This window comes from Novosphingobium mangrovi, from assembly GCF_022818885.1.
In the GTDB taxonomy this organism is placed as follows: Bacteria; Pseudomonadota; Alphaproteobacteria; order Sphingomonadales; family Sphingomonadaceae; genus Novosphingobium; species Novosphingobium mangrovi.
In genome coordinates this window covers 62,694-78,085 of record NZ_JALHAT010000002.1, presented here as the reverse complement: position 1 = coordinate 78,085, position 15,392 = coordinate 62,694, and the positions used below count along the sequence as shown (strand labels likewise).

15 protein-coding genes are annotated in these 15,392 nt (G+C 66.6%); 9 read left to right on the top strand and 6 right to left on the bottom strand.

Translation table 11 applies throughout. The annotated features are described in order from the left end of the window. The first annotated feature begins 8 nt into the window (after positions 1-8). Genes MTR65_RS01565 through MTR65_RS01555 form a run of 3 tightly spaced genes read left to right on the top strand, consistent with a single transcriptional unit; the run spans position 9 to position 2,688 of the window. Positions 9-941: an ABC transporter substrate-binding protein gene (locus MTR65_RS01565; protein WP_243796564.1), complete on the top strand. Its 933-nt coding sequence runs from the start codon at positions 9-11 to the stop codon at positions 939-941. Beyond that, positions 938-1,909, top strand: a complete 972-nt coding sequence (locus tag MTR65_RS01560) for a FecCD family ABC transporter permease (RefSeq protein ID WP_243796563.1) — start codon at positions 938-940, stop codon at positions 1,907-1,909. The genes MTR65_RS01565 and MTR65_RS01560 overlap by 4 nt, the downstream gene beginning before the upstream one ends. Then, positions 1,906-2,688, top strand: a complete 783-nt coding sequence (locus MTR65_RS01555) for an ABC transporter ATP-binding protein (RefSeq protein ID WP_243796562.1) — start codon at positions 1,906-1,908, stop codon at positions 2,686-2,688. Before MTR65_RS01560 ends, MTR65_RS01555 begins: the two co-directional genes overlap by 4 nt. A 98-nt stretch (positions 2,689-2,786) precedes the next feature. Here the strand turns inward: MTR65_RS01555 and MTR65_RS01550 are convergent, their stop codons facing one another. Together MTR65_RS01550 and MTR65_RS01545 are read right to left on the bottom strand one after the other, a co-directional pair. Then, positions 2,787-4,865: a M3 family metallopeptidase gene (locus MTR65_RS01550; protein ID WP_243796560.1), complete on the bottom strand. Its 2,079-nt coding sequence runs from the start codon at positions 4,863-4,865 to the stop codon at positions 2,787-2,789. 408 nt (positions 4,866-5,273) lie between these two features. Beyond that, positions 5,274-5,429 (bottom strand): hypothetical protein, encoded by a 156-nt coding sequence (locus MTR65_RS01545; RefSeq protein WP_226633356.1) that lies wholly within the window; start codon positions 5,427-5,429, stop codon positions 5,274-5,276. Positions 5,430-5,507: 78 nt separating this feature from the next. Here MTR65_RS01545 and MTR65_RS20290 point away from each other — a divergent pair, with 78 nt between their 5' ends. Then, the gene (locus tag MTR65_RS20290; protein WP_419145026.1) at positions 5,508-5,753 is read left to right on the top strand and encodes an FmdB family zinc ribbon protein; all 246 of its coding nucleotides are present in this window, start codon (positions 5,508-5,510) and stop codon (positions 5,751-5,753) included. A gap of 100 nt (positions 5,754-5,853) precedes the next feature. Here MTR65_RS20290 and MTR65_RS01540 read toward each other — a convergent pair whose 3' ends face one another. Both MTR65_RS01540 and MTR65_RS01535 read right to left on the bottom strand, forming a co-directional pair. Then, positions 5,854-6,420 (bottom strand): septal ring lytic transglycosylase RlpA family protein, encoded by a 567-nt coding sequence (locus tag MTR65_RS01540; RefSeq protein ID WP_243796559.1) that lies wholly within the window; start codon positions 6,418-6,420, stop codon positions 5,854-5,856. A gap of 9 nt (positions 6,421-6,429) precedes the next feature. After that, positions 6,430-8,118: a M28 family metallopeptidase gene (locus MTR65_RS01535; protein WP_243796558.1), complete on the bottom strand. Its 1,689-nt coding sequence runs from the start codon at positions 8,116-8,118 to the stop codon at positions 6,430-6,432. A 186-nt stretch (positions 8,119-8,304) separates the two neighbouring features. Between MTR65_RS01535 and MTR65_RS01530 the strand changes: the two genes are divergently transcribed. Together MTR65_RS01530 and MTR65_RS01525 are read left to right on the top strand one after the other, a co-directional pair. Further along, the gene (locus tag MTR65_RS01530) at positions 8,305-10,053 is read left to right on the top strand and encodes a mechanosensitive ion channel family protein (protein ID WP_243796557.1); all 1,749 of its coding nucleotides are present in this window, start codon (positions 8,305-8,307) and stop codon (positions 10,051-10,053) included. 97 nt (positions 10,054-10,150) lie between these two features. Further along, positions 10,151-12,064, top strand: a complete 1,914-nt coding sequence (locus MTR65_RS01525; RefSeq protein ID WP_419145025.1) for a CocE/NonD family hydrolase — start codon at positions 10,151-10,153, stop codon at positions 12,062-12,064. Between the two features lie 9 nt (positions 12,065-12,073). Here the strand turns inward: MTR65_RS01525 and MTR65_RS01520 are convergent, their stop codons facing one another. Both MTR65_RS01520 and MTR65_RS01515 read right to left on the bottom strand, forming a co-directional pair. After that, a complete protein-coding gene (locus MTR65_RS01520) occupies positions 12,074-12,700 on the bottom strand; it encodes a glutathione S-transferase family protein (protein ID WP_243796556.1) in 627 nt (208 codons plus the stop codon). A 151-nt stretch (positions 12,701-12,851) separates the two neighbouring features. Further along, positions 12,852-13,196, bottom strand: a complete 345-nt coding sequence (locus tag MTR65_RS01515) for a glycine zipper 2TM domain-containing protein (protein ID WP_371710903.1) — start codon at positions 13,194-13,196, stop codon at positions 12,852-12,854. A 214-nt stretch (positions 13,197-13,410) separates the two neighbouring features. Here MTR65_RS01515 and rutB point away from each other — a divergent pair, with 214 nt between their 5' ends. From rutB to rutD, 3 genes are read left to right on the top strand one after another with little or no spacing between them, the layout of a single operon-like run. Then, on the top strand, positions 13,411-14,184 hold the full coding sequence (gene rutB / locus MTR65_RS01510) for a pyrimidine utilization protein B (protein WP_419145024.1): 774 nt from the start codon (positions 13,411-13,413) through the stop codon (positions 14,182-14,184). Between the two features lie 45 nt (positions 14,185-14,229). After that, positions 14,230-14,613 carry a pyrimidine utilization protein C gene (rutC, locus tag MTR65_RS01505; protein WP_243796553.1) on the top strand — a complete coding sequence of 128 codons (384 nt, stop codon included), beginning with the start codon at positions 14,230-14,232 and terminating at the stop codon, positions 14,611-14,613. Continuing rightward, positions 14,606-15,388, top strand: a complete 783-nt coding sequence (gene rutD / locus MTR65_RS01500; protein ID WP_243796552.1) for a pyrimidine utilization protein D — start codon at positions 14,606-14,608, stop codon at positions 15,386-15,388. Before rutC ends, rutD begins: the two co-directional genes overlap by 8 nt. Positions 15,389-15,392: the final 4 nt, after the last annotated feature.

Genomic DNA, 15,392 nt, shown 5'->3' with positions numbered 1-15,392 from the left:
GTGCCGCTATGGCGCGCGCGGGCTGCGCGCTCCTTGGCACCTTGCTGCTGAGCGCGTGCAGCGGCGCGCCCGCACGTCCGCAGGAGCAGGGGGAAGGGGCTTCATCGGCACAAGAGCGACCGAGCATCGTCTCGCTCAACCCCTGCACCGATGCCATCCTGGCCGAGGTTACCGCGCCCGGCCAGCTGCTCGCGATTTCCGGCTACAGCCACGATCCCTCCAGCACTTCGATGGGGCTGGAGGCTGCCGCGCGCTACCGCGGGGTCTCGGGCTCGGTCGAGGAGGTGGCCGCGCTCGCCCCCGATGTGGTGGTGGCAGGGAGCTTCCTGGCCCCGCCGACGGCCAATGCGCTGCGGGACCTGGGCATCCGGGTCGTCCTTGAACCCATCGTCTCGGACGTGGAGGGCGCGCGCGAGCAGGTGCGGATGTTGGCAAAGCTGAGCGGGGATAAGGCGGCAGGCGAACGGCTTGTCGCGCGGATTGACGACGCGCTCAGGCGCAACGCCGCGCCGGAGGGCTGGCCCCCGGTGCCCTCGCTGGTCTGGGAATCGGCGGGGCTGGTTGCGGGCAACGACACCCTGGTTGTGGACCTTCTTGAACATTCGGGATTCGTCAACAGCGCGGGCGCACGCGGTCTTGGGCAGGCTGAGTTTCTGCCTCTGGAACAGGTGCTTGCGGATCCACCCCGCGTTATCTTCGCGGTCGGCAATCCTCTTGCCGAGGAGGACCGCATGCTCCATCACCCGGTTCTGGCCGATATGAAGGACACGCTGCGGGTCCCGCTCTCGCGCTCGCTGATCTGGTGTGGCGGGCCGACCGTGCCACGTCTGCTCGACCGGCTGGGCCGCGCGCGCCGGGCCTGGCTTGGCCGTCACGTGGACACGCGCGAAGGCGCAGAGGACGCGGAGCACACAACGGGCTTTGTGCAGAAGGACACATGACCCAGCTTCGCCTCAACCTGTTGTTGCTCCTCGGGCTTGCCCTTGTCGTGCCGCTCTCGCTTCTGGCGGGGCGCGTATGGATCAACCCGCTTGCGCCCGAGACGCACAACGCCTCGCTCATCCTCATGCACCTGCGCCTGCCGCGCGCGGTCCTGGCCGTCACGCTGGGGGCCGGGCTTGGGCTCACCGGGGCGGCGATGCAGGCCTACCTGCGCAACCCGCTCGCCGACCCGGGGCTCTTCGGCATTGCGCCGGGCGCGGCGCTGGGCGCAGTGCTCAGTTTCTGGACCGGCTACGCGGCCTCGCCCTGGCTGCTCCCGGTATTCGCGCTGCTGGGAGCTTCGGGGGCGATGCTGCTGCTCGCCCTCATTGCCGGGCGCGGGGGCGGGGTGGCCCTCTTTACGCTGGCGGGCCTCATGGTCTCCAGCCTGGCTGGGGCCTTGATGAGCTTGGCCATCAGTCTTTCGCCCTCACCCTTCGCCATGACCGAGATCGTCACCTGGATGATGGGGGCGCTGGCGGACCGGTCCTGGCGCGAAGTCTGGATCGCGGTGCCCTGTACCCTCGCCGGTGCGACGGCGATCTACGCCGCGCGGCGCAGCCTCGATGCCCTGACGCTGGGCGAAGCGGCGGCCCGTTCGCTCGGTGTCGATCCGCTGACCCTGCAGCTGCAGATCATCGCCGGGGTTGGTCTCATCATTGGGTCAGGGGTGGCGGTGGCCGGCATCATCGGCTTCGTGGGGCTCATGGTGCCCCACCTCGTGCGCCCCTTGACCGACCGGCGGCCGAGTTCGCTGCTGGTGCCGAGTGCGATTGCGGGGGCTCTGCTGCTGCTGGTCGCCGATTGCCTGTGCCGTATTCTCCCGCTTGCCAGTGGAGAGCTGCGTCTGGGCATCGCGCTCAGCCTTCTGGGAACGCCCTTCTTCCTCGTCCTGCTGCTGCGCATGCGTAAAGGACTGAGCTGGTGAGCCTGGCGACGGAAAACCTCAGCGTGGGCGAGCGCCTGCGCGATGTCTCGATCCAGTGCCGCCGCGGCATGATCACCGCGATCTGCGGACCCAACGGGGCGGGCAAGTCGACGCTGCTGTCCTGTCTTGCGGACCTGCAGGAGACCACTTCGGGCCGGGTCATGCTGGGGGAGCGGCCCATGCGCTTCAAGTCCCCGCGCGAGCGAGCGCAGTGGCTGGGCTATCTGCCCCAGGCCCCCGACGTCGCCTGGGACGTGGCGGTGGAAGTGCTCGTCTCCCTGGGCCGTCTACCCTGGAGCGATGCGCCTGCCGGGGAAAATGCGCAGGCTATCGAGGACGCGATTTCGGCGATGGATTTGGAAGAGCTTCGCCATCGTCCGGTCTCGCGATTGTCCGGCGGTGAGCGGGCGCGGGCGCTCATGGCACGCGTGCTGGCGACCCAGCCCGGCTGGCTTCTGGCCGATGAGCCGCTCGCCAGCCTGGACCTTGGGCACGGGGCCGCATTGATGCGCCGTTTCCGCCAGCAGGCGCAGCAGGGGCGGGGCGTGGTGCTGGTTCTCCACGATCTTGCCACCGCGATGAACCATGCCGATTGCGTGGTCGTGCTCGACAAGGGCGAGGTCGTTGCCGACGGGCCGCCCGAGACCGCGCTGACCCGCGACATTGTCAGCCGCATCTGGAAGTGCCGCGCGCAGTGGCTGGGCGATCCGGGCGAACGTGCGCTTTCGATCGCCTCGCCCTCGCCAGCGAGCGAGCGGGGGATGCGCATTCTCGACTAGGTGATCCGCCCGCGGGAAGGCGGGCATGGACACACGAAAAAGGGGCAGGAGGCTTGGCGCCTTCTGCCCCTTTTTCGTTTCGTGGCGGATGCGGTGTCTTACTTCTCCGACAGGCCCCGTGCCTCGAGCATCGGCTCGATCTCGGGATCGTGGCCGGTGAAGTCGCGGTAGAGCACGTCGAGGTCCTTTGAATGGCCCTGGCCCAGGAAGCTTTCGCGGATGTGGTCGCCGTTGGCGCGGGTCATGCCGCCATGCTTGGCGACCCAGTCCCAGCCATCGTGGGCGAGCAGTTCGGTCCAGATGTACGAGTAGTACCCCGAGGCATAGCCGTTGTCCCAGATATGGCGGAAGTACGGCGTGCGGTAGCGCGGCGGGATGAGATCGGTGCGAAGGCCCATCGAGTAGAGCGCCTGCTTCTCGAACGCCATCGGGTCCTGCGCCGCTTCCTCGGGGCTCAGCGTGTGCCACTTGATGTCGAGCATGGCTGCCTGCAGCGTCTCGCCAAAGCCGACCGACTGGTTGAACTTGGCGGCCGCGTTGATCTTGTCGATCGTACCTTCGGGCAGCGGTGCGCCGGTCTCATAGTGCCTGGCGTAGTGGGCCAGCACTTCGGGAACGGTCGCGAAGTTCTCGTTGAACTGGCTCGGGAACTCCACGAAGTCGCGCGCGGTGTTGGTGCCCGAGAGCGCCGGGTAGGTCTGGCTTGCGAAGAAGCCGTGGAGCGCGTGGCCGAACTCGTGGAACATCGTGGTCACGTTGTCCCAGCTCGCCAGCGCCGGCTCACCCTCGGCAGGCGGATCAATGTTGAGCGTGTTGGTGATGACAGGCGTGTTGCCGAGAAGGTCGGACTGCTCGACAAAGTTGTTCATCCACGCACCGCCGCGCTTGGAGGGGCGCGAGAACGGGTCGAAGTAGAACAGGCCGAGCGCGCTGCCGTCCTTGTCGGTCACTTCGTAGACGCGCATCGTCTCGTGGTAGACGGGGATGTCGGTGCGGCGCTCGAAGCTGATGCCATAGGTCTGGCTCGCGGCGTAGAACACGCCGTTTTCCAGCACGTTGTAAACCTCGAAATAGGGTTTGATCGCGCTTTCATCGAGGTCGTACTTCGCCTTGCGCACCTTCTCGGCGTAATAGGTCCAGTCCCAGGGCTGGAGCGTGGTCACGCCATCGGCCTTGGCAGCCTCGAGCAGCAGTGCGGCCTCGCGGTCCTGCGTCTTGCGCAGTGCGGGCGTGAAGCCGGTCATGAACGCCATTGCCTTTTCGGGCGTGTTGATCATGCGGTCGTACATCTGGAACGTGCCGAAGTTCGGCTGGCCTAGCAGCTCGGCCTTCTTAGCGCGCAGCGTGGCCAGCTTCGTCACGATGCCGGTGGTGTCGAATTCATCGCCCGAGGACGCGCGGTTGATGCTTTCCTCGAAGACGCGGCGGCGGCTGTCGCGGTTGGTGAGGCTGGCGAGCACGGGCTGCTGGGTGAAGTTGATCAGCGGCAGGACGTACTTGCCCGGCTTGCCTTCGTCCTTGGCGCGCTTCGCGGCCGAGGCAATCTGGCCCTCGGTAAGCCCGGCGAGCTCCTCGGCGCTGTCGAAGACGACAGCGTGGGCGTTGTTGGCCTGGGTCAGCTGCTGTGCGAACTCGGTCTCCAGCTTGGAGATCTGCGTGTTCATCGCCTTGAGCTCGGCCTTCTTCGCGGCCGAGAGGAGCGCGCCGCGGTGGACGAACTTGGCGTACTCGGTCTTGAGCAGCATCGCGTCTTCGCCGGTCAGGGACTGGCCTGCGGCGCTGTCATGGACGGCCTTGACCCGGGCGAAGAGCTTGGGGTCGAGGTAGATGTCGTCCTGCATGGACGAGACCTGCGGCGAGATCGCGGTGTCGATGGCGTCGAGCGTGTCGTTCGTTGCCGCCGAGGTAAGCTGGCCGAAGACGTTGGAAACGCGGTCGTAAAGGACACCTGCGCGCTGCATGGCGACGAGCGTGTTCTCGAAGGTCGGCGCTTCGGGATTGTCGGCAATGGCTTTCATCTCGGCGCGCTTCTGGGCGATGCCGGCCTCGATCGCGGGTTGCCAGTCGGCATCGCGGATCTTCGGGAAGTCGGGGGCCTGGAAGGGAAGCGTGCTCGGCTGGGCGAAAATTCCGTCGTAGGCGGTCTCGCTCGCGGCATGTGCGGGGGAGATGGTCATGGCAGCTGTTCCCGAAAGGGCAAGAGTGGCGAGGACAGCGGGCGCTGCGGCTGCAAGGAGCCGTTTTTTCATCAGGTCATTCTCCGAAGGGTCTTCAGGCATGCGACGGGGGTGTTGGGGGAGGCGTGCCGGCGTTCTTTTCTGCGCCGGGTTGCCCGGCCTGAAGACTATGTCATGGGCGGCAATCAAGCGTGGTGGAGGGGCCTTTGCAAGTCTGATCTGAGGCAGGATGACCCGGTTGCACAGAACGGTGTTCCGGCCTCATTTGTGTGTCCGGACTAGGCGTATGGAGACATGATCTTGCGGGGCGCAGTAAGCCACGGGATGGACGCACGACAACCGCCGGAGCGGGCGACCACCCCGGCGATATCGGGACAAGGGGGAGTATAAGGCCCTGGGGCCCGGCTGTCAGAGCTTGCGGAAGCGCCCCTGGCTCCAGATGCGGAAGTCCGACTTCTCGGTGTCCTTGCGCGCGCGGTCTTCGCGTTCGCGATCAAGGATGAGCGATCCGGTCTTCCGGCTGAAGCTCGAGCGGCGGAACGGCATTTCGGCTCCGATGTTCATTGTTTTTCTCCTCTATCCAGAGAGGAGAACGTGGAGCTACTCGGATTGGTTCCCGGCGGCTGGCATATTTTTCGCTTCATGGCGCGCAGACGTGAAACGCCAATCCTGCGAGGGCCCATGCCGATCTACGATTTTTGTTGCCCATCCTGCTCTGCCGAGTTTGAACTACTGGTGCGTTCCGGCGATGCCGCGGCGTGCCCGCGCTGCGGTGGCGGAGACCTCAACCGATTGGTTTCGCGCGTTTCTCCGCCGGGCAAGGCCAAGGCCCTGGCCGCCGCAGGGCGGGCCGCGGCGAAGCGGGAAGGGCACCTGAGCAACTTCTAGGCGCAGCCTCTCTCCCGCCGCGCGCGGATCGGCCAAAGGGTGGCGACACGACATGGCCGTGTAGGCTTTACGACATGTATTTTCCCGTGTCGGAAAAAGATCAGAGCGCGCCGACACCGCGTTCGAACTGGCGTTGCAGGTTGCCGAGCGCCCGGGAGTCGATCGCGGGGAGCTTGCGGGCAGGCTTGCCTTCGCGCAGGCGCTCGCGGTCCTTCGCCTCGGGCTCGACACGGCGTACGCGTACGGCGGCCACACCCTTGGCGCGGATGCCCAGTTCCTCGGCTGCGCCGCGCGAGAGGTCGATGATGCGCGAGCGTGCGGCAAACGGCCCCCGATCGTTGACCCGCACGAGGATGCGCCGTCCGGTGTCGAGTGCGGTGACCTCGACGTAGGTCGGCAGCGGCAGGTCGCGGTGCGCCGCGGTGATCCAGGCCGGGTGGAACTTCTCCCCGTTGGCGGTCTGGCTGCCGCTCTCGCTGCCGTACCAGGCGGCATAGCCGAGCATGTCGTAGTCGGGTTGTGCACGCGGCGTGTAGCGTTCCCCGCGCACCTGGTAGCTGGGCCCGATGCGCACAGGAGTGTCGCTGACCGGGCGGTATTTCGTACCGCCCCCGCAGGCACTCAGGGCGAGGCAGGCGAGGGCGGCGGTGAGGGGAAGGGCACGCACGAGGGGGGCTCAGTTGCGCGCGGCCGCGCTTTCCTCGCGCCGGGCCTTGAATTCAGAGCCGGCCTTCCACTGCGGCCAGCGCGGCGTGCTCGCCAGCTCCCATCCGATCTGGCCGATGAGGTCGATGTCCTGCACCGCGCCCGCGAGGTCCCAGTCCGGTCCGATGGCATCGCAGGCCTGATGGTAGCAGTCCCCGGTATAGGCATCGATCCAGGCCTGGCCTGCCTCGCGCCCGCCGTCTTCAAGGTCGGCGGCTCCGGCAATGCCCATGAGCAGCATCACCGGCACGCCGCGCTTGGCGAAGGAGAAGTGGTCGGCGCGGTAGAACAGCCCGCGCTCGGGCAGGCCCTCGGGCGTGACGGTGCGTCCTTGCGTGGCGGCCACGCGCACCATGTCGTCTTCCAGAGTGTTCTGCCCTTCGCCGACGAGGATCACGTCCTTCGCAGGGCCCGCGGTCTGGAGAATGTCGATGGCAAGGTTGGCCACGGTCTTTTCGAGCGGAAGGACGGGATTGGCCGCGTAGTATTCCGAGCCCAGCAGGCCGCGCTCTTCTGCGGTCCAGGCGGCAAAGACGACCGAGCGCGCAGGCGCGGGCCGCGCCTTCATCACGCGTGCGATGTCGAGCAGGGCTGCGACGCCCAGCGCATCGTCGTTGGCGCCCGCCCGGTAGATGCGGCCCAGTTCGTCAGGCTGCCCCTTGCCGTAGGCGTCCCAGTGCGCGCCGTAGATCACGGCCTCGTCAGGGCGGGTGGTGCCCGGGATCTTGCCGAGCACGTTGTGGCTGGTGATCTCCTCGTGGGTGACGGGAACGTCGGCGGAGAAGGTCACGCCTTCCAGTGGCACGGGGCGAAAGTCCTTCGAACGGGCCTGCGCCTGGAGGGCCGCCAGATCGAGCCCGGCGCGGGTGAAGAGGTCCTGTGCCGTCTCGCCCGACATCCAGCCCTGGAGCTGGAGCGGGGTGACCTGGTCAGCTGGCTTGACGACGTCGAAGTTCTCGCCGCCCGGGCTCTCGATCACGTTCCAACCGTAGCCTGCGCCTTCGGTCTCGTGGATCACCAGCGCGCCGACTGCGCCTTGCCTTGCGGCTTCCTCGAACTTGTAGCGCCAGCGCCCGTAGTAGGTCATCGTGCGCCCGCCGAACTTGCCGTAGGGATCCATGTCCGAGGTGGCGTTGAAATCGGGGTCGTTGACGAGGAAGACGAGGACCTTGCCGGCAAGATCCATGCCCTTGAAATCGTCCCATTCACGCTCGGGCGCATCGACGCCGTAGCCCACGAAGATGACAGGTGCTTGCGCAAGCACCGCGCTGTCTTCGCCGCGCAGGGTCGAGACGTAGATGTCCTTGGTCTGATCGACGGCCAGTTCGCCTTTCGGTGTGGCGAAGGAAAGCGTGCGCGCCTTGCCGAGCGCTGTGTGGAGGAGGGGGACGGGCTGGACCCAGCTGCCGTCCGGCCCGGCCGGTTCAAGGCCAAGGTCCTGCATGCGCGCGATGAGGTAGCCGATGGTGCGGTCATCGCCGCGCGTTCCCGGCGCGCGGCCCTCGAACACGTCTTCCGTCAGGGTCGTCACATCGCGCGCGATCCGCGCCGCATCGACCGAGATGGCAGGCGGCGTGGGCGAATTTGCCTGCGCGGGCGTGGAGAGGAGAGGGCTCGCGGCCAGCGCCAGGGCCAGCGACAGAAGGGACCGGGTGTGCATGGTAGGGCATAGTAAGCCGCGCGAAACAGGACACAAGCGCGCAGCGAAACGGAGTGTGCACAGATGCACGCGGCGACTGGAGGACGTGTCGCGGTGGGCTGCGGCAACCGGCCTGTGGCTCATCCGTTTAGGAGCCCGATGGGCCAGTCTCTGCTAGGGCCCGCAACTGGAGCCTGTTCGGTCGTGATGTCCCGTTTCCTGCGTTTGTTGATGCCTATTCTCCTGCTTGCGCTCCCCGCCTTGCCGCTGGCCGCGCAGGAAAGCTCGCCCGTGGCGCAAGCAGCCGATGCGGTGACACCCGATGCGCCGGACGAGAACGCCAACGCAGAAGGGCAGGCTCCTGCACCGCAGGAGCCGGTAGCCGATCCCTATGGACGGACCACGCCGCGTTCGATGGTGCAGGGCCTGATCGAAGCGCTCGCGGCCGGAGACGATGCGCGGGTGGACCGCTTCTTCGAGGATGCCGAGCATGGCGCCCAGCGGGCGCGCCAGTTGCAGGCGCTGCTCGACAAGGGGGGCTCGCTCAACACTTTCGCGGCGCTCTCCGACAAGCCCGAGGGCGTGCTCGATGATGACCTGCCCGCCGAGCAGGAATACGTCGGCCACCTGGGCGATGAGGGCAAGACGCCGATCATGCTCACCCGCACGCAGTCGTCGGAAGGCGCGATGATCTGGCAGGTCTCGCGCCAGACGGGCGATATCGTGGGACGGCTGAACCCGGAAACCACCTCGCCCGAGGAAAGCGGCGAACTGACCGTGGCCGGGGCCAGCGTGACCGACTGGGGCGTACTGATCGGACTGGCCGCAGCCGTGTTCATCGGCTTCCAGCTGATCTCGATGGCGCTTGTCGCGCTTGCCGAGCGGCTGGTGCGCGGGCCCAAGGCCGAAGCGGGGGTTGCCTTCGCCCGCGCGGCGATGCCGCCGTTCAGCCTGTTCCTGGCCACGGTCGTCTTCCAGCTCTGGGCCGACAGCCTGCCGGTCTCGATCATCGCGCGCCAGTTCATGCTCAAGTACATCGGCCTCTTCGCCGCCGCCGCGCTGACCTGGCTGCTGGTGCGCCTGATCGACGCGATCTCGCGCACGGTCATCACCCGCATGGAGGCGCGCGGGCAGCGCCAGGTCGTCTCGGTCGCCTCGCTGCTGCGCCGTGCGGCCAAGATCCTTCTCCTGTTCGGGGTGCTCGTCGCCATTCTCGACACCTTCGGGATCGACGTGACGACGGGGATCGCGGCGCTGGGTATCGGCGGTATCGCCCTGGCCCTGGGTGCGCAGAAGACGGTCGAGAACTTCGTCGGTTCGGTCTCGCTCATCGCCGACAAGCCGGTGCAGATCGGCGACTTCTGCAAGATCGGCGATATCCTGGGCACGGTCGAGGACATCGGCATCCGCTCCACCCGCATTCGCACGCTGGCGCGCACGGTCGTCACCATTCCCAACGGCGATCTGTCCTCGCAGAACATCGAGAACTACGCCAAGCGCGACCGCTTCCTGTTTAACCCCACCGTAGGCGTGGAATACGGGATCGGGTCGGCCAAGCTGCTCGAAGCTGTCGAGATCGTGGAAGGCGTGCTGGAAGAGCACGAACGCATCGCCAAGCCGGGCCACCGTGCGCGCTTTGTGGCCTTCGGCGCCAGTTCGCTCGACATCGAGGTCTTCGCCTACATGGAAGCGGCGGACTACGATGAGAGCCTGGTGATCCAGCAGGACCTCCTCTTGATGATCTTTGCGCGGCTGGAGAAGGAGGGGATCGGTATCGCCTTCCCGACCCGCACGCTGCACCTCGTGCGCGAAGGCGGGCAGGATGCGGCCGCCGGAGTGCAGGCAAAGCCCGACACCAGCCTTGCCGACACGCACCGCGAGGTGTCGCAGACGGTGCCCAAGGGGCCAATGCCCACGCAGGTGCAGGACAGCGAGGACGACGACGCCGAGGATTAAGGGGGCGAGGACGGATCGGGGCCTGATCGGGGACGCCCCGGCGTAGAGCGCAGGGGCGCGCTTGACCGTGGGCGCGCCACGGTCCATCGCCTTCGTCATGATCGCCCGCACGCTTCGCACCGCCGCCCTTGGCGCGGCTTCCCTCGCTCTCGTTCTCCCCACGCTCGCAACCTCGGCGGCGCCGGCCCAGGATACGCTCGACACCATGGCCAACGACCAGGTCGACGCATACGACTGGGTGCGTCCGCAGGCCGACTATGTGCGGCGCGAGGTCATGGTGCCGATGCGCGATGGCACGAAGCTCTTCACCGTCATCGTCTACCGCAAGGGGACCAGCGATGGGCCGATCCTGCTCAGCCGCACACCCTACAACGCAGGGCGCGCGACGAGCCGCAACCGCAGCCAGAAGATCGAGGAAATCCTGCCCGTCATGGACAAGGAGTTCGTCAACGACGGCTATATCCGGGTCTATCAGGACGTGCGCGGGCTGGACGGATCGCAGGGCGACTATGTGATGAACCGTCCCCTGCGTGGGCCGCTCAATCCCACCAAGGTCGACCACGCCACCGATGCCTACGACACGATCGACTGGCTGGTGAAGAACGTGACGGTGAGCAACGGCAGGGTCGGGATCATCGGGTCTTCGTACCTGGGCTTTACCTCGCTCATGGCGCTGATCGATCCGCACCCCGCGCTCAAGGCCTCGGTGCCGCAGAGCCCGATGGTCGATGGCTGGATGGGCGATGACTGGTTCCACAACGGCGCCTTCCGCACCTTCGGCTACGACTACGATCTCTCGCAGACGGTTGCCAAGGGTGGTGGCTCGGTGCCGCGCGGCTCGGGCGAGGACTACGCCGCCTATCTGAAGGCCGGCTCGGCCTACGACTACGCCAGGACCTACGGGCTGCTCGATATCCCGGCGATCCGCAAGGTGCTGGAGCATCCCTCCTACGATGCCTGGTGGCAGGGGCAGGCGGTCGACAAGCTGCTCGCCGCGCGCCCGCTCAGTGTCCCCACGATGCTGGTGGTCGGGCAGTGGGACCAGGAGGACAGCTACGGCGCGCCTGCCGTCTACAAGGCGCTGGAGCCCAAGGACACCAACAACGACATGGTGAGCCTGGTGATCGGGCCCTGGCGGCACTCGCAGGTGAACTACGAGGCGCGCTCGCTCGGCGCGCTGGACTGGGAAGGCGATACCGGCCTCCAGTTCCGCACGCGCTGGATGAAGCCCTTTCTTGATTGCCATCTCAAGACCGATGCGCCCGCCTGCGACACGCCGCCAGTGCTGACCTATGCAACAGGGACCAATCGCTGGGAGGTCTCGCAGGAATGGCCGGGCGGGGCCTATACACCGCTTTATCTGGCTGGTGATTTCGGCCTCTCGTGGAGCAAGCCGGAAGCAGGCGAGGACAGCTACGTCTCCGATCCGGCCAAGCCCGTCCCCATGCTGCCGCGCCCGATCCACATGAGCGGGGAGGAATGGCGCACCTGGCTGGTGCAGGACCAGCGCTTTGCCGAAAGCCGCACCGACGTGCTGAGCTACTCGACTTCAGCGCTCGCGCAGCCCGTCCACATCAAGGGCGCGCCCAAGGTGGACCTGCACGCCTTCACCAGCGGCGAGGACAGCGACTTCGTCGTCAAGCTGATCGACGTCTACCCGGAGGAGTACTCGGAAAAGCCGCAGATGGCGGGCTACCAGCTGCCGATGGGGATCGAGATCTTCCGCGGGCGCTACGTCCACGGCTTTGCGACCCCTGCGCCGCTGGAGCCGGGCAAGAGCTACAACTTCAAATGGTCGCTTCCCAACATCGACCATGTCTTCCTGCCCGGACACCGCATCATGGTGCAGGTCCAGTCGAGTCTGTTCCCGCTCTATGACCGCAACCCGCAAGGCTGGGCGCCCTCGATCATGAAGGCGCAGCCACAGGACTACCAGAAGGCGACCGAAACCGTGCAGCGCGGCGGCGAGGCAGCGAGCGCGGTCTGGCTTCCGGTCGTCCAGGACGACTGAGGTTTCCACTCAGGCGTAATCGTAGGCTCCTCCGGCCTCCAGCGCGCGCTGGTAGGCCGGGCGAGCGTGCACCGTGTCGAGCCACTGGCTGATGTGGGGATGGCTCTGCGCATCAAGGCCCGCCAGCACGCAGGCCGCTTCCAAGGGGAAGCTCATCATCACGTCGGCCGCGGTCAGGTCGTCCCCGGCGAACCAGGGGCGCGAAACCAGTTCGCTCTCCACAAAGTCCAGGTGCAGCTTGATCATCGGCTGGATCTTCTTTGCCGCCATCTTCCCCATGATCGGGATGCGTCCGATGATGAGCTTCAGGAGAAGCGGGACCATCATCGAGGCTTCGGCGTAGTGCAGGAACTGGCGGTAGCGCAGCTTGTCCTCCAGACCCGCGGGCGCGCCCATGCGCCCTCCGGCAAGATCGACCAGGTATTCGCAGATCGCCGCGCTCTCGATCAGCGTGCGGCCTTCGTGCTCGATCATCGGTGACTTGCCCAAGGGATGGACGCGGCGCAGTTCAGGGGGCGCGAGCATCGTCTTGGCGTTGCGTTCGTAGCGCCGGATCTCATACGGAAGGTCCAGTTCCTCCAGCATCCAGATCACCCGCTGCGAGCGCGAGTTGTTGAGGTGGTGGACGGTGATCATCAAGGCCTCTCCCGGTTCGTGCAATTCCTGTCGTGGCGCCCACGCCTGGCCATGGGGCGGGCGCCCCATGCAGCAAGGCCGCCCCGGCATCGTACCGGAGCGGCCCTGTTGGTGTCACCCGTGAACGGATGTCATCGCCTGCGTGCGCGGATCAGCGGCACTGGATGTCATCGCGGCTGATCTCGCGGCCCGCCAGCGCGCCGCCGCCCGCGCCCAGCAGCGTGCCGAGCGTCTTGGAGCCGTCGGGCGCAATGAGATTGCCCAGAACGCCGCCCGCCAGGCCGCCAATGATCGCGCCTTCGGTGCCGTCCTTGCGCTTGCAGTAGTAGTGCCCGTCGCGCGCGCGGTAGATGCGGTCGTTGTCGCCCAGGCGATAGCCGCGCGAGGAGCCATAGCGGTCGTTATAGCCATAACCGCCGCGGCCGTAGCGGTCCGAGGCACAGGCGCCGAGCGCCATCGAGAGCGTCGCGAGGGCGAGGATGGGGGCGTATTTCACGAGGCAAGTCCTTTGTTATGCGAAGGGGGCGCTTGGCCTTGTCGGCGCGGCCCTCGTGCGACCTTCGGGGGAACGGGGTGGTGTGTGCCCAAAGCAAGGCGCGACGTCGGCATTTGTTCCCGCTCCGAAATTCCGGAAGGGGTCAAAGGAGCCGATGACGCGGTGAGCAGGCCAACTCTCCCCTGTTCTTGCGCGCATCTTTGGACAGCTATCTATGTGCTTGATCGCAAGGCGGCTTTGCTCAATACTGCCTTGGGTGAGCGAACCGATCGTAGATCCCGCCCCGCAGCGTTCCGGCCCCTCGGTCGTGCTGCCTGCCCGCCCCGAAGCCCTGCGCATCGATGCTTCGACAAGCGCGGTCATCGTCATCGACATGCAGAACGCCTACGCCTCCAGAGGCGGCTATGTCGACGAGGCGGGTTTCGATGTGGGGCCTGCAACCGGTGTGATCGGCCATATTGCGCAGGTGCTCGAGGTGGCCCGCAGCGCGGGCATGCCGGTCATCTTCCTGCAGAACGGCTGGGACGCGGACTATGTCGAAGCGGGCACGCCGCAATCGCCCAACTACCACAAGTCCAATGCCCTCAAGACCATGCGCGCGCGGCCTGAACTTGCAGGCAAGTTCCTCGCGCGCGGCGGCTGGGACTATGAGCTTGTCGAGGCGCTGACGCCCAAAGAGGGCGATATTCGCGTCCACAAGCCGCGCTATTCGGCCTTCTTCAATTCGCAGCTCGACACGATCCTGCGCGCGCGGGGCATCCGCACGCTCATCTTCACGGGCATCGCCACCAATGTCTGCGTGGAATCGACCCTGCGCGACGGGTTCCACCTCGAATACTTCGGCGTGGTGCTGGAGGATGCGGTCCATCACCTGGGCCCAGACTTCATCCGCGAGGCCAGTCTCTACAACATCGAGAAATTCTTCGGCTGGGTGAGCACGCTCGCCGACTTCCGTACCGCCGTGGGACAGTTGCCGCCAGCGGACTGACGCCGGGAACCTGACAGCCAGCCAGACCAGAGAGGGAAAAGACAGATGCCGTTCGAGCCGATCAATCCGCCGCAGTTCCCTCCCCCCATCGCCCCCTATTCGGCAGGCGCGAAGGCGGGAAACACGGTCTACGTCTCGGGCGTGCTGGCGCTGGGGGAAGGGGGCACGGTCCTTCACGTCGGCGATGCTGCGGCGCAGACCCGGCACATCCTGGAGGTCATCAAGGTGACGGTGGAGGCTGCCGGGGGCACCATGGCCGACATCGCCATGAACCACATCTTCCTCAAAGATCTTGATGACTATGCCGCCTTCAACGCGGTCTATGCCGAGTACTTTCCGGGCGACAAGCCGGCACGCTACTGCATCCGGGCCGACCTGGTGAAGCCCGACCTCCTTGTCGAGATCGCCTCGGTCGCGCACCTTGCCTGAAACGGGTGGCCTCTGGTTCGAAGAGCATGGCAGCCCGGATGCGCCGCCGCTGATCCTCTCAAGCGGTCTTGGTGGCAGCGGCGCCTACTGGGCGCCCAACATCGAGGCTCTGGCGCAGGACCACCGCGTCATCACCTACGACCACCGCGGCACGGGGCGCAGCGACCGTACACCGCTTGCCGGACTTTGCGTTGAGGACATGGCGGACGACGTCATTGCCCTCATGGACGCGCTGGAAATCCCTAGCGCGCATTTCATCGGCCACGCGCTGGGCGGGGCGATCGGGATCGAAACCGCGATCCGCACCGACCGGATCGGGCGGCTGGTCGTCGTCAACGGCTGGCGGACCTTGTCACCCCACACCCGCCGCTGTTTTGCCGCAAGGCTGGCCTTGCTGCACGGCGCGGGCGTGGAGGCGTTTCTGGAGGCGCAGCCGCTGTTCCTCTATCCGCCCGACTGGATCGCCTCGCACGATGCCCAGCTTGCCGCGGAAGTGGCCCACCATGCGGCAAGCTTTCCGGGTGTGGACGCCATGGTCCAGCGGATCGAGGCGGTGCAGGCCTACAGCCCCGATCCGGCGGGTCTTGCCGCGCTTTCCAGTCTGCTGGTCATTGCCACGCGCGACGATTTCCTGGTGCCCTATGTCACCGCGCTCGATCTCGCGGGCTTCGTGCCGCACGCCAAGGTCGACAGCTTCGCTTGGGGCGGCCACGCCTGCAACGTGACCGACGCCGCGCTCTTCAACCGCTACGTGCTCGATTATCTCAGGAGTTAGCCCC